We start from the raw sequence: 18,746 nt of genomic DNA, 5'->3' as shown, positions 1-18,746 counted from the left end.
CCTCTCGGTCGATTGGAGGAGGGCCGCCCGGGTCGGTTGATACAGCGAGGTGCGCACCTGCTGTCGTGTCCATCCGACCGCGCAGCGCGAGCACACAGCACTAGGCTGACCGGCGATGAGTGAATCGTTGCGCATCGGCTTCGTCTCGATGCACACCTCCCCCGCCGACCTGCCCGGTTCGGGCGACGCCGGCGGCATGAACGTGGTCGAGTACCACCAGGCTTTCGCGCTGGCCGAGCTGGGCCATCGGGTCGACCTGATCACCCGACGCAGCGACCCGGGCCAGGCCGACGTGGTGGAGTTGTCCGATCGGGTGCGGCTGTTGCATCTACCCGCCGGCCCTGCGACGAAGCTCGCCAAGAGTCTGATCGACGCCCACATCGACGAGTTCTCGACCCACCTCGGGCTGCTGCAGCCGTACGACGTGCTGCATTCGCACCACTGGATGTCGGGGGTCGCGGCGCTTCCGGTGGCCCGCGCGTGGGGCGTGCCGCACCTGCAGAGCTTTCATTCGGTGGCCGCGTTGCCCGGCTCGGCGTTGAGCGATGGCGAGCCGCCCGAGTCGCCGGCCCGGGTGCCGGGCGAGCGCCTGGTCGCCACCGAATCAGACCTGGTGATCGCCATCAGCGCGGCCGAGGCGCGCACCGTGGTGGAGCGTTGCGGGGCCGACCCCGAGCGGGTGGTCATCGTTCCGCCCGGCGTCGATCGCACCCTGTTCCACGCGGGTCGGCCGGTCGAGCCCGTCCAGACCCAATCGTCGGTCGAGCCCGTCGAGACCCCCGTCTCCACCAACCCCAACGGCTACCTGCTGTACGCCGCCAGGCTGCAGCCGTTGAAAGGGCCCGACCTCGCGATCCGCGCGCTGCTCGAGGTGCCGGAGCAGCTTCGTCCAGACCTGCTGATCGCCGGCGACGTGTCGGTGGATTTCGCCGCCTACGAGGCAGACCTGCACGCCCTGGTCGCAGCCAGCGGGCTCGGCGACTCAGTGCGGTTCATCGGGCCGCAGCCACGGCCGCGGCTGGCCGAGCTGATGCGCGGTGCGCGCATCGTGCTGGTGCCGTCGCATTCCGAGACGTTCGGGCTGATCGCGCTCGAGGCCGAGTCGTGTGGCACCCCCGTGATCGCGTCGGCGGCGGGCGGGCTGCGCGAGGCCGTCGTCCATGGCGAGACCGGGCAGTTGATGGACTCGCGCCAACCCGAAGACTGGGGCACCGCGATCACCCGGCTGCTGGCCAAGCCGTGGCTGCTCGACCGCATGGGGGTGGTCGCGCAGATTCACGCCCGCCGGTTCAACTGGGGGTGGACGGCCCGGCTGCTCGAGGCGCACTACCGCGAGCTGGCCTCATGAGCGCGTTCGACGGCGTCCGGCGGGTGGTGTTCGCCCACGCCCACCCCGACGACGAAACCCTGGCCACCGGCGCACTGATCCAGCACCTGACCCGCTCGGGCGTCGCGGTCGCCGTGGTCACCGCGACCCGCGGCGAGCTGGGGGCGGTGGTGCCCGGCCCGCTGTCGGCACTCGAAGGCACACCCGAGCTGGAGCCGCACCGGGTCGGCGAACTCACCGCGGCATTGCGGGCACTGGGCGCCGAGGGGCCGTACTTTCTGGGCGATCCCCCGGCCAGGGCCATCGGGTTGGCCCCGCGTCGCTACACCGACTCGGGCATGCGCTGGATCACTCCCACCGTCGCGGGGCCGGGCGACGAGGCGGGGCCGGACGCCTTCACCGCGGCCGAGGTGGCTCAGGCCGCGGCCGACCTGGCCGCGTTCGTGCGATTCTGGCGCGCCGACCTGGTCGTCAGCTACGAGAGTGACGGCGGCTACGGGCACCCCGATCACGTACACGCGCATCACGTCGGCGTGCACGCGGCCGAGTTGGCCGGCGTGCCGTTCGCCGAGGTGGTCTCGATTCCGCGCGACGGCAGCCAACCGGACTCCGCGGGGGTGGAGTGGTTCGACTTCGACGAGTACTACCACGAGCTGATGCCGGCCCTGACGGCGCACGCCTCACAGTTCACGGTGGACGGCCGCGACGCGATTCACTCCGGCGGCCAGCGCGAGCCGCTGCAGTTGCGCACCGGCGTGCGGCGCCGGGCCTGATCGGTGGCCGAAAAGGATCGTTCCGCACTGCCCCCGCAGTGGATTCTGCTGACCATTCTGGCGGGGCTGGGCATGGTCGGGCCGTTCTCGATCGACACCATGTTCCCGGCGTTCGCCCAGATGGCCATCGATCTCGACACCACACCGGTGGCGCTGCAGCAACTGATCAGCGTGTACCTGCTGTCGTTCGCGGTGGCGAGCCTGTTTCACGGCCCGCTGTCTGACGCCGTCGGCCGCAAGCCGGTGATTCTGGGCGGCACGGCGATGTTCGTGCTGGCGTCCCTGGCCTGCGCGGTGGCACCCAACCTGTCACTGCTGCTGGTCGGACGGGCCGTGCAGGGTCTCAGCGCCGGCGCCGGCCAGATCATCAGCCGCACCATGGTGCGTGACGTGTTCGCCGACGCCCGGGCACAACAGGTGATGTCGCAGATCGCCATGATCTTCGGCCTCGCCCCCGCCCTGGCGCCCATCGTCGGCGGCTGGATTCTGGTGCACGGCAGTTGGCGCGAGATCTTCTGGGCCCTGACCGGGCTGGGTCTGGCGTTGCTGGTGCTGGTGTGGCTGCTGCTACCCGAGACCCACCCGCCGGAGCATCGGGTGCCGCTGCACCTCGGGCCGTTGTTCGCCTCGCTGTGGGCGGTGTGGTGCAACCCGCACGGTCGGCGGCTCGCGCTGACCGCGATGGTGAACTTCGCCGGCATGTTTCTGTACATCAGTTCGGCGCCCTACATCGTGGTGTCGATGCTGCACATGGGCGAGCAGGACTTCTGGGTGTTGTTCGTGCCGCTGATCTCGGGCATGGTGATCGGCTCGTGGTTCTCCGGACGGCTGGCGGGGCGCGTCAAGGGAGCTCGGCTGGCCACCGTCGGCTACTGGATCAGCCTGGGCGGCGGGGCGGCGAACCTGTCCCTGATGCTGGTGCCGGCGGCCCAAGCCCTGCCCTGGGCGGTGATGTTGCTGCCCGTCTACACCTTCGGCGTCGCGATGGCGTTCCCGATCCTGACCCTCGCCATGCTCGATCTGTTCCCGGCCAACCGGGGCGCGGCGGCGTCGGTGCAGAGCTTCGTGTCTCTGGTGGCCAACGCGCTGATCGCCGGCGTGCTGGCGCCGCTGGTGGCGGTGTCGCTGCCGGCGCTGGCAGCGACCGCGTTGCTGCTGACGGTGGTCGGCTACCTGCAGTGGCGCCGGCACCTTCAGGTCACGGGGCTGCAACCGCCGTCGCCGCCGGGAATGGTGCCACCGCCCGCGGACGGGTTGTGATCTCGGCGGATGTCTGCGGCTGGGGAGGCTTGCGTCATCCGGCGGATGCCGGGATCTCCGAACTAGCAGGCCGTGTTACCCACAGTGAAAAAGAGCACCAAATCAGCTTGTGGATAACTGCACACGTGTTCGAAACTGTCAGGGGCGGTCGGTAGCGTTGCTGGCATGGAGTTGACCTTCGAGCAGCTGGGCGATGCGGCCCTGGTGGCCGTGATCGATGCTGCCGTGGCGGCTCTGACCGATGACCGGGTCCGGCTCCAGAACGGAAAGCAGCGGCTGCAACTGTTGGTTGATGCGGTGCGGTTGGATGCCCGGTTGTCGGCGTGGCGGTCGGCGTTAGCGGCCGAGGTGGAACAGTCCGGGGTGGCGGTGGCCGAGCATGGCACCTCCACCGTCACCTGGCTGGCCGACGCTACCTGCATGACGCGTCGTGCGGCGGGCCGGTTGGTGATCGAGGGGCAACGACTGACCCGGTTCCCGACCGTCGCAGCCGCCGCTGCCGAGGGGTGCGTGCTGCCCGAACAGGCCCAGGCGATCACGCAGGTGCTGGACGGGCTGCCCACCGATTTCGACACCGGCCAGTTGCGGCAGGCCGAAGAGTTGCTGGTGGGGTTCGCCGACACCCACAACGCCCACGACCTGCGCAGCCTGTCGCGCTACCTGGTGGAGGTGCTCGACCCCGACACGGTCCAGGCGCGGGAAGCGGCCCGGTTGGAACGCGACCTGCGCGCCGCGAAGAACAACCGGCACCTCACCTTTGATCACGATGGTCACGGATCGGTCCGCATCAGAGGCAGCCTGCCGGTGGTTGATGCGGAACCGTTCATTCGGCTGATCGACAGCTACACCGCGCACGCCGCGCGCGGCATCGACCGGCTCGACCCCCTGACCGAAACCACCACACCGGCACAACGCCGGGCCGACGCACTCACCGCCATGATCGACCGGCACCTGGCCCAGTCGTTGGCGCCCAGTCACGGTGGCGACCGGCCACGCGTCGTGGTCGCCATGTCGTATGACGTGCTGGTGAAAACCGCCACCGACGCCGGCCTGCTGCACGGTGACCAGCTCGGCACCGGTGAGCCGATCGCCGCCTCGACGCTTCGGCAGTTGCTGTGCGACGCCGACATCATGCCCACCGTGCTCGGGTCACGCTCTGCGGTGCTGGATGTGGGCCGTGCGCAACGGCTCGTCACCCCCGCCATCCGCGCAGCCCTCGAAATCCGTGACGGCGGGTGCGTGTTCCCCGGCTGCGACAAGGCCCCGAACGCCTGCCACGCCCACCACATCATGCCCTGGTGGGCCGGCGGCGTGACCGCCCTGCACAACCTCGTGCTGGTCTGCCCCCACCACCACGGCATCATCGAACCCAGCCACAACCCCACAGCAGACCGCTGGCAAGTACGACTACCAGCGAACGGCCCGGCCCACGTCATCCCACCCCGACGCGTCGACCCCAAACAAACACCACGAATCCACAACCGCTTCACCGCACCCATGCGCACCTGATCAGCTGTCAGCGCGCGCACCAACCCGCCGGATACGCGAGATCCCGACCTGCGCCGGGATGACGGGAGTGCTGACCTTCTTTCGCCGAGCGCTTCGAGAACCTTCGTGCGGCCAGGGGTTTCGGCACGCTCAGGTGGGCGACCCACGTGAACTGGTTGGTTTCGACGGGCTGCGGACTGCACTTCGGCCGGCTTCGCCAACCCTTGGGCAGTTCATCGGCCCTCGTCCGCACGGGCAGTGACGGTGCGCATGAGGTGCCAAGAACCCTACCGTCGGGCCTCTCGATCGCTGCCGGGTCGTCGGTGGTCTTCACGGGCGCAACCGAGAGCACGGCACCGCGATCGCCGGCACCGGCCGGGGCGCTCGAACGGTGGGGCAACCGACCGCCTGGAGCTCTGGATAGGGTGCGGTATGCGTTGGCACGAGCCTGCCGGTGAGGTCTCTCGCCGCCGTGCGATCTGTCTCGCCGCCGCGACAACCCTGGGTGCAGCGCTCGCCCCCGGCACCTTTCGGCTGCTCAGCACGCCGGTCAACCCAGTGCCAGTGATGTCGTTGCCGGCAGGCTTCCACTTTCTGCAGTCGCCGAACTTCTGCCTTCGTTTCGCGATTCCCGACGACCTGGTGCTTACCCGGCCCGACTCCCTGCTGACCGAGTACGGAGCACTCGTGACTTTTCAAGAGATGGCCGACCGCACGGGGGCGACCGTGGACGAGTGGACCCATCATCAGGTGACCGGCGTCGACGCCTTCGCCGTGGCCGAAGACGGCACGAGCGTCAACGTGATGCGCACGCCGTCCGAGCACGTGCCCACGCCCGCCGAACTGGCCGACGAGGTGCGAGCGCTGCAGATGGATGCCGTGCGGTGGGGTCGAACCGAGACCGTGTTCGGGCCGGCCACCACGCTACGCAGCACGCTGACGCTCTTCGGCGGCGCGCTCAGGGTGCCCGGCCATGTGCTCTGGGCGCGCAATGACCGCGGGGTGTTCAGCATTCAGGTCACGTCCGAGAGTGCAGACGTTGTGGACGCCCTGTACGGCATCGTCTTGCGCACCCTGCAACCGCTGCCCCCCACTGCCCGAGGGTGTTCACTGATGCCCATGGCTGAAACTCCAAGCATCGACGGCATTCACCACATCACCCTGAGCGTCAGCGACCTCGACCGCAGCGTGCGCTGGTACACCGAGGTGCTGGGCTTCGCCGAGAGGCGGCGGGTACAGGTCAACGGCATGGCCAAGGCCATGCTGATTCGGGACGACCTGTTGATCACCCTCACCGAGCATGGTGAGTTCGCCGAGCCGGGGCCCTTCAACGAACGCCACGCCGGTCTCGACCACCTCGGCGTCGCGGTTGCCGATCGGGCGACCCTCGACGCGTGGATCGCCCACCTCGACGGCTTGGGCGTAGCGCACGGCGATGTGACCCGAGGCGCCACCGGCGACCTGATCGCCTTCCGCGACCCGGACAACATCGCCCTGGAGTTCTACACCCGCGGCTGACGCCGGTAGCGTCGGCTGGCATGTCATCGGCCTACACTCACGGGCACGCCGAGAGCGTGCTGCGATCTCACCGTGCCCGCACCGCGGCCAACTCGGCCGCCTACCTGCTGCCCCACCTACAGCCCGGGCAGCGCCTGCTCGACGTGGGCGCCGGCCCTGGCACCATCACCGCCGACCTCGCCCGCCTGGTCGCACCGGGCCGGGTGACGGCGCTCGAGACGTCCGATGCGGTGGTGGCGCTGACCCATGAAGGTGTCGAGGCGTCAGGGGTCGAGAACGTCGACTACCTGGCGGGCGACGTGCACGCGCTTGACTTGCCCGACGACAGTTTCGACGTGGTGCACGCCCATCAGGTGCTGCAGCACCTGCCCGACCCGGTGCAGGCACTGCGCGAGATGGTGCGAGTCTGCCGTCCAGGCGGGGTGGTGGCGGTGCGCGACGCCGACTACAGCGCCTTCACCTGGTACCCCCCGAGCCCGGCCCTCGGCCGTTGGCTCGACCTGTACCTGCAGTTGGCCAGGGCAAACGGCGGCGAGCCGGACGCGGGTCGCCGGCTGCTCGCCTGGGCGCGTGAGGCCGGCTGCTCGAACGTCACTGCGACGGCGTCGGTCTGGTGTTACGCCGACGACGAATCACGAACGGCCTGGGGACTCGGCTGGGCCGACCGCATACTGACCTCGGCGGTGGCCGACCAGGTGCTGCGGCGCAGCCTCGCCACAGCCGACGAACTGCACGGAATCTCGGACGCCTGGCGGGCCTGGGCAGCCGACCCCGACGGCTGGTTCACTCTGCTGCACGGCGAGCTCATCATTCACGTGTGAGGGTTTTCTGGCGCGTGCGGCGCGGCGGTGGTTGGCTGGGCCCATGCAGGGGATTCGACTGAGCACCGTGACGCTGGGCGCACCAGACCCGGTGTCGCTGGCCCGTTTCTACGCCAGGCTGCTGGGCTGGCAGCTCGGCCCCACCGACGACCTGAGCTGGGTGGCCGTTCGTAACCCCGACGGCGGTGTCGGCATCGCGTGTCAACTCGAACCCAACCACGTGCACCCCGTGTGGCCCGGCGGGCCCGGCGACCAGCAGATGCAGCTTCATCTCGAGATTCAGGTGGACGATCTGCAGGCCGGGCTGCGCCACGCGCTGCAGTGCGGCGCCCGCATGGCGCCCTACCAGCCCCAGGCGGACGTACGGGTATGCCTCGACCCGGCCGGGCACCCGTTCTGCCTGTGGATCGAAACCTGAGCACGACCGAGCTCAGTGGCCCGGAAGTGCCAGCTTCACGCCGAACCCGACCAGGGTGACGCCCGCAACGCGGTCGACGACGCGCAGCGCACGCGCGTTCGCCAGCCAGCGCCGGGCGTAGCTCGCCCCGGCGATGATCAAAGCGAACCAGGCCACGGCCAGCAGGTCGTGCACCCCGGCCAGCAGCAGCCCCATGCCCAGCGGCGAAACTCCGGCGGGCACGAACTGCGGAATGGTGGCCAGGTAGAACGCGCCGATCTTGGGGTTGAGCAGGTTGGTCCACACCCCGATCAGAAAGCCCCGCCACTTCGCGATGGCCTCACGGCAGTCCCTTCGACCTCGAGTCCGTGCGTCCGAAAGCTCTTCACGATCAGCATCACACCCAGATACACCAGGTACACCGCGCCGCCGAGGGTGACCACCCGGTAGGCGACCTCGGACGCCGCCAACAGGGCCGCGGCCCCCACCGCCGCGGCCGCGCCCCAGATCAGCGCCCCGGTACCGATGCCGAGCGCAGTGGCGACGGCGTACCCGTTGCCCCGCACCAGCGCCGAGCGCAGCACCAGGGTGGTGTCGAGACCCGGTATCACGGTGAGCACCGCGGCGACCGCGGCGAACCCGAGCAGCGCCTGGGCGAACGTCACCTCAGGCCGTGACGTCGGCCACGGGCGCGCCGGTCAGCCGAACCAGATCGTCGGGGCTGAGCTTGAACACGGCATGCGGGTGGCCGGCGGCGGCCCAGATCTCGTCGAAGCGGAACAGCTCGGTGTCGATCAGCTCGACGCTGGGGGTGGCGTGCGCCACCGGTGACACTCCGCCGATGGAGAAACCGGTCGACTGCTTGACGAAGGCGCCGTCGGCCCGGGTGAGCTCCCCCACCTTCATGGCCACCTTGTTTTCGTCGACCCGGCGATCGCCCGAGGTCATCACCAGCACCGCGGCGTCGTCGACCCGGCGGCGAAAGATGATGCTCTTGACGATCTGGCCCAACTCGACGCCGAGGGCGTCGGCCGCGTCCTGAGCGGTGCGGGCCGAATCGGCCAGCATCACCGGGGTGTGCCGGTGGCCGAGTTCGGCCAGTCTGGCTGAGACTCGTTGGGCGCCTTCGGGCAGAACGGCCGCATCGTCGTCGCGTTGCATGGGTCCATCCTGCACCCCCGGACCAGCCGGTGGGCGGCGGCTCGACAACCGGGGGGATGGTTGTTGAGCCGCCGTCCGCCTCGGTCGCGCGCTCACGTTCGGGGGGACGAGTGCGAGCCGCGACCCGGTCGTGGGTCAGAACTTCGGCAGCATCCAACTGAGCACCGGGGTGGATTGCAGCCCCACCAGCAGGCACAGCACGATCAGCATGCCGAGGCTCCACCACAGCACCTTGCGCAGAATGTCGGACTCGCGGCCCAGCAGGCCCACGGCCGTGGCCGCGATGGTGAGGTTCTGAGGGCTGATCATCTTGCCGACCACGCCACCGGAGGTGTTGGCCGCCACCAGCAGGGTCGGGTCGATACCGGCCGCCTTGCCGGCCGTCTGCTGCAGGGTCGCGAACAGCGCGTTGGCCGAGGTGTCCGAACCGGTGACAGCGGTGCCGATCCACCCCAGAATCGGGCTGAAGAACGCGAACGCCGCACCGGTGCCGGCGATCCAGGTGCCGATGGTGATGGTCTGGCCCGAGAAGTTCATCACGTAGGCCAGCGCCAGCACCGACGCCACGGTGAGAATCGAGAACCGCAGCTTCACCACGGTGGCGCCGAGTTCGCCGAACACGTCCTTGGCCGACACCTTGTACACCGCGGCCACGATGAACATCGAGATCAGCAGCGACGTACCCGGCGAACTCAGCCACTGGAAGTTGTAGATCGTCGAGGTGGACGGCGTGCCTGCCGCGGTGATGATGTGCCCGTTCAACCCCGGCCACGGAATCTTGATGTCGGTGGACGCCAGCCACGCCGAGATCGCCGGGGTCAGCTTGGTCACCGCGAACACCGCGATGACCAGAAGGTACGGGAACAGGGCCATGAAGATGCGTCCGCCGTCGAGCTTCGCCGCGCCCTTGCTGTCGTGCAGCTGGGGCAGCGCGGCGCGCTCTTTGTCGGTCATGGCGGCCAGCTCGGTGTCGCGATCGTGGTGCAGCGAGGCCAGCGCGTCGGCGCCGCCCTGCGGCTGCCAGAAACGCAGGAACAGCACCGCCACGCCCAGGCCGACCAGCGAGGCGATGATGTCGGTGAGCTCGACCGACAGCCAGGTGGCCGACACCCACTGGGCCACGGCGAACGCCAGGCCGGTGGCCAGCGCGACCGGCCACAGTTGCTTGAAGCCGCGCTTGCCGTCGGCCAGGAACACCAGCACCAACGGCACGAAGGCGGCCAGAAGCGGGGTCTGGTGACCGACGTAGGCACCGATCTGCTGGTAGGGAATCTTGGTCAGGTTGCCGGCGGTGATGATCGGAATGGCGATGGCGCCGAAGGCCACCGGGGCGGTGTTGGCCACCAGCACCACCACGGCGGCGCGCAGGGCCGAGAAGCCGATCGCCATCAGCATCACGCCGGTGATCGCCACCGGGGCGCCGAAACCGGCCAGTGCCTCGAGCAGGCCGCCGAAGCAGAAGGCGATCAGCATCGCCTGCACCCGCGGGTCGTCGCTGACCAGGGCGAACACCGAACGCAGGTCTTCGAAGCGGCCGCTCACCACGGTGATCTGGTAGAGCGCGATGGCGGTGAAGACGATCCACATGATCGGAAAGACGCCGAACACGGCACCCTGGGTGGCCGACAGAAACGCCAACGGGAAGGGCATGTGAAAGGCGAACACGGCGACGATGATCGCCACGCCGACCGAGGTCAGCCCGGCCCAGTGCGCCTTCCAGCGCAGCCAGCCCAGCGTGACGAACATGGTGATCAGTGGTAACAGTCCGACGATGGCCGAGAGCCACAGTGACCCGAGCGGCGCGATTTGTGGTGTGAAGTTCATGACGTTCTCCGGAGTGCTTGAGCGGGCGAGGTGTTGGGGACAGTATCAAACAGGGCGGGTGAGCTCCTCCAGCAGCTCGATCGCGTGGCGATAGCTGTGCCCGGTGGCCCGGCTCATGCCGAGTTCACACGTGCGGTTGGAGGACAGGTAGGCGTCGTAGTCGCCGCGACGCACCTCGGCGGCTTCGCGCGTCGTGGCCGACGCGGTCAGCTCGGGGTGAAGCAGGCCCCGGTCGCCGGCGAAGGCGCAGCAGCCGGCGTCGAACGGTACGACCACTTCGTCGGCGCAGGCCGCCGCGACCGCGCGCAGGTGGTCGACGTCGCCGGCATGACGATCCGAACAGGTCGGGTGCAGCACCACCGAGCCGAGCCGGCGGTTCACCTGCAGCTTGGGCAGCAAGTGTTGCGCGACGTAGCGCGACGAGTCGATCACGGTCAGCACCGCCACCTGCTCGGCCAACTCCTGCTCGCCGCCCACCAACAGGTCGTGCTGCAGGGTGTGCAGGCCGTGGGTGCAGCTGCTGGCCTCACAGACCACCGGCAGCCGTCCGTTCTCGCTGGCCACCAGCAGGGCGGACGCGGTGCGCACCGCCATCGCGGTCGCGCCGTCGGCCAGCCCCTTGGAGCGCCAGACCGTGCCGCAGCACAGCGACGACAGGTTCTCGGGCAGCCGCACGGGCACCCCGGCCCGCGCGCACAGTTCCAGGAACGATCGGGCCGGGCCGGGCACCGCGTCGCCGCCGCAGGGTTCGAACAACTCCCCCATGCACGAGGCGAAGAACACCACCTCGGCCGCCCCATCGGCGGGGCCGGCATCGAGCTTGGTGCGGGATCGTCCGGGGCCCGGCAGGTCGTCGCCGGCCAGCGGCACCAGGTCGGTGGGTAGCACCTTGCGGATCGCACCGGTCACCCCGGCCAGCACCGAACCCGGCACCTTGTCGGTGACGGTGAGCGCACCGCGCAGCGTGGCCAGCGTCGGCTTCCAGTGTTCGGCCAGGCCCACGCCGATCTTCTGCGCCACCGCCGGCTGCGCCTCGCGCCGGTGCTGCTTCATAAACACGCCGGTGTCGATGCTGACCGGGCAGGCCAGCAGGCACAGCGAGTCGGCCGCGCAGGTCTGCACGCCCATGTAGGAGTAGTCCTGCTCGATACCCGGCACCCCGGACGCCTCGTCGCGCAGCAGCGCGATGCGCTGCCGGGGAGTGGTGGTGACGTCCTTGCTCGGGCAGCTGGGTTCGCAGTAGCCGCACTCGACGCAGCGGTCGACCAAGGGGTCGACCAGTTCGGGCAGCTTCAGGTCGACCAGGTGCGCGTTGGCGTCGGTGGTGATGATCACCCCCGGGTTCAGCACGCCGGCCGGGTCGAACAGTCGCTTGACCTGCTTCATCACGTCGTACAACTCCGGGCCGTACTGCCGCTCGACGAAGGGCGCCATCGCGCGTCCGGTGCCGTGTTCGGCCTTCAGCGAGCCGTCCATGTCGAGCACCAGGTCGACGAGGTCTTCGGTGAACGCGGCCAGCACGTCGATCTGCGTCGGTTCGCGCAGATCGGGATCGATCATGAAGTGCAGGTTGCCCTCTTTGGCGTGACCGAAGATCACCGAGTCGCGATACCCGTGACCGGCGGTCAGTTCACCGAGGCGACTGACGGTTTCGGTGAGGGCCGGCATGGGCACCACGATGTCTTCGAGCAGGGCCGTCGACCCCGGCCGGCGAGCGCCGGCCACCGCGGTGTAGAGGCCCTTGCGCACCTGCCAGGCGCGGGCGCGGGCCAGCGGATCGGCCGAGAACGCCGCCGGCAGGCCGAGGGCGGTCAGGCCGTTCAGCCGGGCCACCACTGCGGTGAGGTCTGCCACGGTGCCGGCCAACTCGTCGGCCTGTTGGGCCTGCGCCTCGACCAGCAGGGCGGTGTGCTGGTCGACCACCAGCGGACGCAGCGCCTCCAGCGGGTTCGGCAGCGCCTGCGCGACCCGCAGCGAGACGGCGTCCATCAACTCGGCGGTGCGGGCGCCGGCGGCGATCAGGTCGGGCAGCGCGGTGGTGGCGTGGGCGATGCTGTCGAAGATCAGCAGCGCGGTGGACGCCTTCGGCAGCAGCGGCACGGTCTCGAAGGTGGCGGACGCGATGAAGCCGAGCGTGCCCTCGGAGCCGACCATCAGGTGGGCCAGGATCTGCACCGGCTCGTCGTGATCGAGAAAGCTGTTGATGCCGTAACCCATGGTGTTCTTCATCGAGAACAGATGCTCGATGCGGCGCACCGACTCGGGGTTGCCGCGCACCCGGTCGCGCAGCTCGGCCAGACCCTGCCACAGTTCGGGCTCGAGCGCCTTGAGCTCGGCGTCGGCGTCGGCCGCGCCGGTCTCGATCACCGTGCCGCTGAGCAGCACCACCTCCAGGCCGGCCAGGGTGCGGTAGGTGTTCTGGGTGGTGCCGCAGGCCATGCCCGAGGAGTTGTTGGCCACTACGCCGCCGATGGTGCAGGCGATCTCGCTGGCAGGGTCGGGCCCGAGAATGCGGCCGTAGGGGGCGAGCCTGGCGTTGACCGCGCGCACGGTGGCGCCGGGCTGGCAGCGCACCCGGGCCCCGTCGTTCAGCACCTCGATGTCGCGAAACCCGCGTCGGGTGTCGATCAGCACCCCGTCGCCGACGCCCTGGCCGCTCAGCGAGGTGCCGCCGGAGCGAAAGGTGACCCCGACGCCGTGCTCGCGAGCGACGGCGACCGCCCGGGCCACGTCGCCGGTCTCGCGGGCGAGCACCACAGCCTGGGGCCGTAGCAGGTAGTGGGAGGCGTCATGGCTGAGCCGCGAGACGTCGATGGGCCGGTCACTGACCGGGTCGCCACCGAGAGCCTGCTGCAGGGCGTCGACGAGTGCGCTCATGCCTCATTACCTCTCTGTAATGGTCTGACCAAAAAAAAGTAGGACGGCTTATGGTCAGATGTCAAGCGTGCTGGCAGAATTCATTTCGTGGTTCCCAACAGCACACCCGACGTGGATTGGCAGCAGATCCCCCGCATGCGCGCCTACGAGCTGGTGATCAACCAGATCGAGAGCCAGATTCTGGCGGGGGCGCTGAAGGTGGGCGACCAGTTACCGGCCGAGCGCGACCTGGCGGCGAAGCTCGGCGTGAGCCGCGCCGCGGTGCGTGAGGCGATGCGTGCCATGGAAGCCCAGGGCGTGGTGCGGTCGGGTGTGGGGGTGGGACCCGACAGCGGCACCTTCTTGACGTCACTGCCCAGCAAGGCGCTCACCCAGTTTCTGCGCCTGCACATGTCGTTGGCGAACTTTCCGATCGACGACGTGGTCGAGACCCGCATCATGCTCGAACGTTGGAGCGCACGGCTGGCGGCCAGGCAGGCGTCCGCCGACGACCTCGGCACCATGAGCCGGCTGCTCGACGACATGGACGCCGAGCGCGACGACATCGCCGCCTTCAACGAACTCGACACCGAGTTTCACGTGGCGTTGGCCGAGGCCGCGCACAACGTGCTGATCACCGAGATGACTACGGCGATTCGGCACTCGATGCGGGCCATGGTGCTGGAGTCGTTTCGCACCCACGGGCACTGGCACGAGTTGTCCGACCAGTTGCGGGCCCAGCATCGGGCCATCTACGAGGCGATCGCCGCCGGCGACAGCCGGCGCGCCGCCGACGAGGTCGAAGAGCACCTGCGCAGCGCCAACGCGTCCTTGGGCTGGGGCGCCACGGGCTGAGCCCGGAGCCAGGCCGAGCCTCAGCCCAGCACCTTCTGCCAGCCCCCTTCGCTCGACTCGGGGCGAAAGCCGAGGGCGATGTTGATCGAGCGCATGTAGTCGTTCTCGTCGGCGTTCCAGGTGTGCACGCGGCGCACGCGCGGCCACTGCTTCGCCATCAGGCGCAGGTTCGCGGTCTTCAAGCGCATGCCCAGGCGGTGGCCGCGGTGCGCGGCGATCACCACGGTGTCTTCTTGAATCGCCGAGTCGGCCTTCGTGACGAACCGGATCAGCTCGGTGTAGCCGGCCAACTCACCGGTCTCGACGTGTTGAGCCGCGGTGGCCAGGGTGGTGACCCCGGCATCGGCCCAGCGTTGCTCGACCTCACGCACCCGGTCGGCGCTCCAGTGCTGCCGCTCGAAGTCGAGCCCGGCGATCGGCGCGTCGGCCATGGCGGCGCGCACCTCGGCGAGCCCGTCGACGATGTCGTCGGGGCAACGATCGGCCCAGGCGATCAGCCGATAGCTGCTTTCGGACGCCGCCGCGGCGTCCGATTCGAGCGGATCGATCACGGCCGCCGGCAAAGGAACACGCAGCAGCGAGTGCACCTCGACCTGTTCCAGCGAGTACCCCCGCCCCAACAGAAAGCGTGCGCTGGCGTGGTTGCCGTCCACGAAACCGCTGCCCTCGCGCGGGGCGAGCGCGCCCGGGTCGTCCGCCCGTGTTCGCGCCGCCTGCAGCACCCACGACTGCACGGTGTGCCGGCCCTCGGCGGCGGCCCGCTGCTCGGCGGCGTCGAACAGGGCCGTGCCGATGCCCTGCCGGCGCCGGTCGGGCCGCACCACCGCGTGCACCCCGGCGGTGCCCAGGTTGTCACGCAGGGTCAGTGAGCAGGTGCAACTACCCACCACGGTGGTGTGATCGTCGGCGTCGTCGAGGGCGACCCAGCGCAGGGTTCGCCGGTTCGACGACGGCACGGCCAACGAAGCCGCTGTCTCGATCGGATCGTTCAGATCTTCGTACCCGAGTTGATCGAAGGTCTCGGCGCTCCACAAGGTGGTGTCGGCCATCGCGGCCCAGGCGTTCGGGTCGTCGGCGCTGGTCGGCGGGGGCACCTCGACGATGGCAACCATCGCACCACCCTGCACAGAAACCGGCCCTGCCGACAAGTGCGTAGTTCTTCGACCTGCACCGATGTATTTCTCAACGCCACGATCGATCCTGCTACTGCGTGCCCTCGGCCGCACCGCCGGTGGGTGGAGGCTGAATGTGCGCCCAACCCATACAGCTGAGGCTGGAGGAAACCATGCCCGTACCCCGCGACGCCGACGCTCTCGCTGCCCTGTCGAGGTTGCTGACCCACGGCCATCATGACGACCCCAACGAACTGCTGGAGTACCCCGACACCACCATCGAGCCGCCCGACGGCTGGCTGTGGCAGCAGCACACCCCTCAGCCCGGTCTGCTCGACCCCACGTCGTACCAGTTGGCCGACTCCACCGTCGACGCCCACGACCTGCACGCGTCGCCGGTGGCAGCCTTGGCCGACGGCGGCAACAAACCGTTCACGTCGGCCCAGAACGAGTACTGCCGACGCAGCCTCGATGTCACCATGAAGGGCGGCACCACCAGCGCGGTGATCTACCCGCTGGCCTTGTGCGAACTTGCCCGGCACTTCAGGTTTCGCAATCTGGGCGGCGCCTCGGCCGGGGCGATCGCGGCCGCGCTGGGCGCGTCGGCAGAACTCGGACGGGTACGCGCGACGGCGGGTCGGCAGCGCACCGACGTGCTCGGTGAGCATCAGGTCGCCCAGGGACGGCTGCGGCAGGGCTTCGCCGGGCTTGCCGATGTGATCGCGTGGGTGACGCAGCCCGATGCGCCGGACGCCGCCGAGGAGTACCGGCTGGTGCAACTGTTCAAGCCCACGCAGGCCGGTCTGCCGTTGTTCAGGGTGATCGCGGCGGTGATGCGCCAGCAGTTCGTGCGCGGGGCGTTGCTGCTGTTGTTGAGCCTGAACACGGCCTCGCGCATCGTCACCCTGGCCGCGTTCGCGCTGGCGCCGCTGGGCCTCGCTGCGGTCGCCCCGTGGTCACCGACGCGCTGGGTGCCGACCGCCGCTTGGTGGCCTTACCCGTACTACTGGCCCGCCGCGGTATTGCTGTGGCTGGCGTTCGGCTGGTTGATTCCCTTGGCGGCGTTGATCGCCACCCGCCCCAGGTCGGCCACAGCGGCGCCGGCGGGTTTCGAGGAGCCCTTACCGGTACCAGACCCACCGGCCAAACCACGGGCCTGGTTCGGCACCGCGATCGTCGCAGGGGCCGCTGCCGTTGCGTGGTTCGCCACCGCTCTGTACACCATGGGCTGGGCAGGACTGCTGATCACTGTGGTGTTTCTCATCGCCGAAGTGGTTCTGGTGCTGCTCGGGTTCGCCCTGGGCATCATGCGTGTCTCGGCCACCGCCAAGCAGCACCGCTACGGGCTGATCGGCGGGTCGGGCCTCGCCACCGACGATGACACCCTGCGCGGCCGGCTCACCGCACTTATCGATGGCGCTTCCCAGGTGCTGCCCCGTCGCACGGTCGAGCCGAACCTCACCGACTGGTTGACCCAGGCGATGGCCGACCTGGCCGGCCTACCTGCTCATGAGGTGGTGCGCTTCGGGCACCTGTGGACCGGCGCTGACTATGTGCCGGGCGATCCGGACGGCGCCGCCCGACAGGCTGCGAAAGACTCCCGTCAGCGCTGCATCAACCTCGAGTTGATGAGTACCGAGCTGATCCGCAAGGCGCCCTACCGGTTCCCACTGCCGGCCGCGGCGTCGGACGACGAACGGCTCTGGTTCGACCCCGGCGATCTCGATGGCGTGCTTCCCCGGCGAGTCATCGACGCAATGACGCTGAACGAACAGCCGCAGCAGGTGACATCGCTGACTACCGGCGCCCCGATCACCCTGTACCGCTTTCCCCAGCCGTGGGACCTGCCGGTGGTGTTCGCCACGCGGGCGTCGCTCGCCCTGCCTGCGTTGTTTCAGTCGCTGCGGCTGTACGAGTTGCGGCAGGGCGCGATGCGGGTGCGCACAGAGTTCGGCGCTCGAATCGCCCGCAACGGCACCGATCTGCGCTTCCCGGTCAGTGGGGCCGGCGAAGCCCGGGTCGCGCAGGAGCTCTGGCTGACCGACGGAGGCGTCACGTCCAACTTTCCCATCCACATGTTCGACTCACCGCTGCCGCTGTGGCCCACCGTGGGCATCGATCTCGGCGACTACCCCGCCGGCGCCGGCCATCAAGACGTCTACCTGCTCGGCGACGCGCAAGCCGCCAAGCACCTGGCCGCGCCACTGAAGCAGGCGATGAGCAGCTTTCTTGGTGCGATTCTGGGCACCAGCCTGCAGTGGCGCGACAACGCCCAGCTGCAGATGCCGGCCTTTCAGGCCCGCATCGCGGTGGTGCGGCAGCGCAGCTACGAGGGCGGCAACAACCTGTTCATGACCCGCCAGGACGTGGCCTCGCTGGCCATTCGCGGCGTGGTGGCCGGTATGCGGTTGCGCCGCCGGTTCGCCAGCGACGCGCAATGGCAGCGCCAGCAGTGGCTGCGTCTTCGCGTGGCTGGGCAGAACATCGTCGACGTGGCCCAGCGGCTACAGACGTCGCTGCGCGAGCAGACCTATGCAGAGTTGGTGCCCAACCAGCTGACGGGTCATGAATGGGCACGACTGGACGCCCTCGAGGCGTCGGTCGCCGGGCAGGCCGACCCCAACCCGCCTTCCGGGCCGCCGGATGCCCCCGAGGCGCCGCTGGACTGGTACGCACCGTCGGGCCCTCGCACCGAGATCGGGTTGGACGAGCACGGCCGTCCGGTCGGCTTCTTCGCCAACCTGACCACACTGGTGTCGTCGTCGCGCTATCTGAACGCCGACCCCGACGTGCTCACCGACGGAGTGCCGCTGCCGTTGGCCGAACTGCGGCAGGTGCCGCGCAGTTGATTCAGTCGATGCCGAAACCGCCGCGTTGCCGCTTCAGTTCACTGCGTCGCCGCTTGCCGGCCAACCTGCGTTCGATAGACCCCTTGGTCGGACGCGAGGCCCGCCGGGGCGGCGGCGGAGGCGCGAGGGCGTCCCTGATCAGTTCGGCCAACCGACCTCGGGCAGCGGCGCGGTTCTGCCGCTGCGATCGGTGCTGCGCGGCCACGATCGTGAGCACGGTGCCGCTGAGCCGTGGCCGCAGCCGGTGCAGCAAACGTGCCCGCTGCCGATCGTCCAACGCGGTGGACGCGGCCACGTCGAACGACAACTGCACCCGCGAGTCGGCCGTGTTCACGCCCTGACCACCCGGCCCCGACGCGTGCGAGAAGCGCTCGAGCAGTTCGCGCTCGGGTATGACGAGCCCGCCCGGCAGGCCCGGCGCGGGCGCGAGGTGCAGGTCGTCCATGCGGCCAACGGTAGGCGAAGCGGCGCACCCTGGCGCTACGCCCGGGATTGGTTCAAGCTC

General features: G+C 69.4%; 16 protein-coding genes. 9 read left to right on the top strand and 7 right to left on the bottom strand.

Annotated elements, in window-relative coordinates; translation table 11 throughout:
• Positions 1 to 115 precede the first annotated feature (115 nt).
• The 7 genes from MPLG2_RS16340 (at position 116) to MPLG2_RS16310 (ending at position 7,605) form a co-directional block, all read left to right on the top strand.
• Positions 116 to 1,348 (top strand): glycosyltransferase, encoded by a 1,233-nt coding sequence (locus MPLG2_RS16340; protein ID WP_105187063.1) that lies wholly within the window; start codon positions 116 to 118, stop codon positions 1,346 to 1,348.
• Positions 1,345 to 2,100 carry a PIG-L family deacetylase gene (locus MPLG2_RS16335; RefSeq protein ID WP_105187062.1) on the top strand — a complete coding sequence of 252 codons (756 nt, stop codon included), beginning with the start codon at positions 1,345 to 1,347 and terminating at the stop codon, positions 2,098 to 2,100. Before MPLG2_RS16340 ends, MPLG2_RS16335 begins: the two co-directional genes overlap by 4 nt.
• A gap of 3 nt (positions 2,101 to 2,103) precedes the next feature.
• Complete coding sequence (locus tag MPLG2_RS16330; protein WP_197710001.1) at positions 2,104 to 3,360, top strand: multidrug effflux MFS transporter; 1,257 nt, start codon at positions 2,104 to 2,106, stop codon at positions 3,358 to 3,360.
• Between the two features lie 165 nt (positions 3,361 to 3,525).
• Positions 3,526 to 4,869, top strand: a complete 1,344-nt coding sequence (locus MPLG2_RS16325; protein ID WP_197710000.1) for an HNH endonuclease signature motif containing protein — start codon at positions 3,526 to 3,528, stop codon at positions 4,867 to 4,869.
• A gap of 411 nt (positions 4,870 to 5,280) precedes the next feature.
• Positions 5,281 to 6,366: a VOC family protein gene (locus MPLG2_RS19160; RefSeq protein WP_197709999.1), complete on the top strand. Its 1,086-nt coding sequence runs from the start codon at positions 5,281 to 5,283 to the stop codon at positions 6,364 to 6,366.
• A 20-nt stretch (positions 6,367 to 6,386) separates the two neighbouring features.
• Positions 6,387 to 7,187, top strand: coding sequence for a methyltransferase domain-containing protein (locus tag MPLG2_RS16315; protein ID WP_105187061.1), 801 nt, complete (start codon positions 6,387 to 6,389; stop codon positions 7,185 to 7,187).
• Positions 7,188 to 7,230: 43 nt separating this feature from the next.
• Positions 7,231 to 7,605: a VOC family protein gene (locus MPLG2_RS16310; protein ID WP_105187060.1), complete on the top strand. Its 375-nt coding sequence runs from the start codon at positions 7,231 to 7,233 to the stop codon at positions 7,603 to 7,605.
• A 12-nt stretch (positions 7,606 to 7,617) separates the two neighbouring features.
• On the opposite strand, the gene MPLG2_RS19715 is transcribed toward MPLG2_RS16310, so the two are convergent.
• The 5 genes from MPLG2_RS19715 to MPLG2_RS16290 form a co-directional block, all read right to left on the bottom strand.
• On the bottom strand, positions 7,618 to 7,890 hold the full coding sequence (locus MPLG2_RS19715; protein WP_197709998.1) for a LysE family translocator: 273 nt from the start codon (positions 7,888 to 7,890) through the stop codon (positions 7,618 to 7,620).
• 5 nt (positions 7,891 to 7,895) lie between these two features.
• A complete protein-coding gene (locus MPLG2_RS19710) occupies positions 7,896 to 8,249 on the bottom strand; it encodes a LysE family transporter (protein ID WP_197709997.1) in 354 nt (117 codons plus the stop codon).
• Between the two features lies 1 nt (position 8,250).
• A complete protein-coding gene (locus MPLG2_RS16300) occupies positions 8,251 to 8,745 on the bottom strand; it encodes a YbaK/EbsC family protein (protein ID WP_105187059.1) in 495 nt (164 codons plus the stop codon).
• A 135-nt stretch (positions 8,746 to 8,880) separates the two neighbouring features.
• On the bottom strand, positions 8,881 to 10,569 hold the full coding sequence (locus tag MPLG2_RS16295; protein ID WP_105187058.1) for an L-lactate permease: 1,689 nt from the start codon (positions 10,567 to 10,569) through the stop codon (positions 8,881 to 8,883).
• A 45-nt stretch (positions 10,570 to 10,614) separates the two neighbouring features.
• Positions 10,615 to 13,446, bottom strand: coding sequence for an FAD-binding and (Fe-S)-binding domain-containing protein (locus tag MPLG2_RS16290; RefSeq protein WP_105187057.1), 2,832 nt, complete (start codon positions 13,444 to 13,446; stop codon positions 10,615 to 10,617).
• 87 nt (positions 13,447 to 13,533) lie between these two features.
• Here MPLG2_RS16290 and MPLG2_RS16285 point away from each other — a divergent pair, with 87 nt between their 5' ends.
• The gene (locus MPLG2_RS16285; RefSeq protein ID WP_197709996.1) at positions 13,534 to 14,280 is read left to right on the top strand and encodes a FadR/GntR family transcriptional regulator; all 747 of its coding nucleotides are present in this window, start codon (positions 13,534 to 13,536) and stop codon (positions 14,278 to 14,280) included.
• Positions 14,281 to 14,300: 20 nt separating this feature from the next.
• Here MPLG2_RS16285 and MPLG2_RS16280 read toward each other — a convergent pair whose 3' ends face one another.
• Positions 14,301 to 15,392 carry a GNAT family N-acetyltransferase gene (locus MPLG2_RS16280; RefSeq protein WP_158681283.1) on the bottom strand — a complete coding sequence of 364 codons (1,092 nt, stop codon included), beginning with the start codon at positions 15,390 to 15,392 and terminating at the stop codon, positions 14,301 to 14,303.
• A gap of 173 nt (positions 15,393 to 15,565) precedes the next feature.
• Between MPLG2_RS16280 and MPLG2_RS16275 the strand changes: the two genes are divergently transcribed.
• Positions 15,566 to 18,241, top strand: coding sequence for a hypothetical protein (locus MPLG2_RS16275; RefSeq protein ID WP_105187055.1), 2,676 nt, complete (start codon positions 15,566 to 15,568; stop codon positions 18,239 to 18,241).
• Position 18,242: 1 nt separating this feature from the next.
• Here MPLG2_RS16275 and arfB read toward each other — a convergent pair whose 3' ends face one another.
• Positions 18,243 to 18,686, bottom strand: coding sequence for an alternative ribosome rescue aminoacyl-tRNA hydrolase ArfB (arfB, locus tag MPLG2_RS16270; protein ID WP_105187054.1), 444 nt, complete (start codon positions 18,684 to 18,686; stop codon positions 18,243 to 18,245).
• Positions 18,687 to 18,746 lie beyond the last annotated feature (60 nt).

Origin of the sequence: Micropruina glycogenica, from assembly GCF_900289045.1 — a bacterium.
GTDB lineage: Bacteria > Actinomycetota > Actinomycetes > Propionibacteriales > Propionibacteriaceae > Micropruina > Micropruina glycogenica.
This window is presented reverse-complemented; position numbering and strand designations above follow the sequence as displayed.

Excerpts from the sequence above, each read along its gene's own strand:
- MPLG2_RS16340 (WP_105187063.1), top strand. The coding sequence starts at position 116 with ATGAGTGAATCGTTGCGCATCGGCTTCGTCTCGATGCACACCTCCCCC.
- MPLG2_RS16335 (WP_105187062.1), top strand. The coding sequence starts at position 1,345 with ATGAGCGCGTTCGACGGCGTCCGGCGGGTGGTGTTCGCCCACGCCCAC.
- MPLG2_RS16325 (WP_197710000.1), top strand. The coding sequence starts at position 3,526 with ATGGAGTTGACCTTCGAGCAGCTGGGCGATGCGGCCCTGGTGGCCGTG.
- MPLG2_RS19160 (WP_197709999.1), top strand. The coding sequence starts at position 5,281 with ATGCGTTGGCACGAGCCTGCCGGTGAGGTCTCTCGCCGCCGTGCGATC.
- MPLG2_RS16315 (WP_105187061.1), top strand. The coding sequence starts at position 6,387 with ATGTCATCGGCCTACACTCACGGGCACGCCGAGAGCGTGCTGCGATCT.
- MPLG2_RS16310 (WP_105187060.1), top strand. The coding sequence starts at position 7,231 with ATGCAGGGGATTCGACTGAGCACCGTGACGCTGGGCGCACCAGACCCG.
- MPLG2_RS16300 (WP_105187059.1), bottom strand. The coding sequence starts at position 8,745 with ATGCAACGCGACGACGATGCGGCCGTTCTGCCCGAAGGCGCCCAACGA.
- MPLG2_RS16295 (WP_105187058.1), bottom strand. The coding sequence starts at position 10,569 with ATGAACTTCACACCACAAATCGCGCCGCTCGGGTCACTGTGGCTCTCG.
- MPLG2_RS16290 (WP_105187057.1), bottom strand. The coding sequence starts at position 13,446 with ATGAGCGCACTCGTCGACGCCCTGCAGCAGGCTCTCGGTGGCGACCCG.
- MPLG2_RS16280 (WP_158681283.1), bottom strand. The coding sequence starts at position 15,392 with ATGGTTGCCATCGTCGAGGTGCCCCCGCCGACCAGCGCCGACGACCCG.
- MPLG2_RS16275 (WP_105187055.1), top strand. The coding sequence starts at position 15,566 with ATGCCCGTACCCCGCGACGCCGACGCTCTCGCTGCCCTGTCGAGGTTG.
- arfB (WP_105187054.1), bottom strand. The coding sequence starts at position 18,686 with ATGGACGACCTGCACCTCGCGCCCGCGCCGGGCCTGCCGGGCGGGCTC.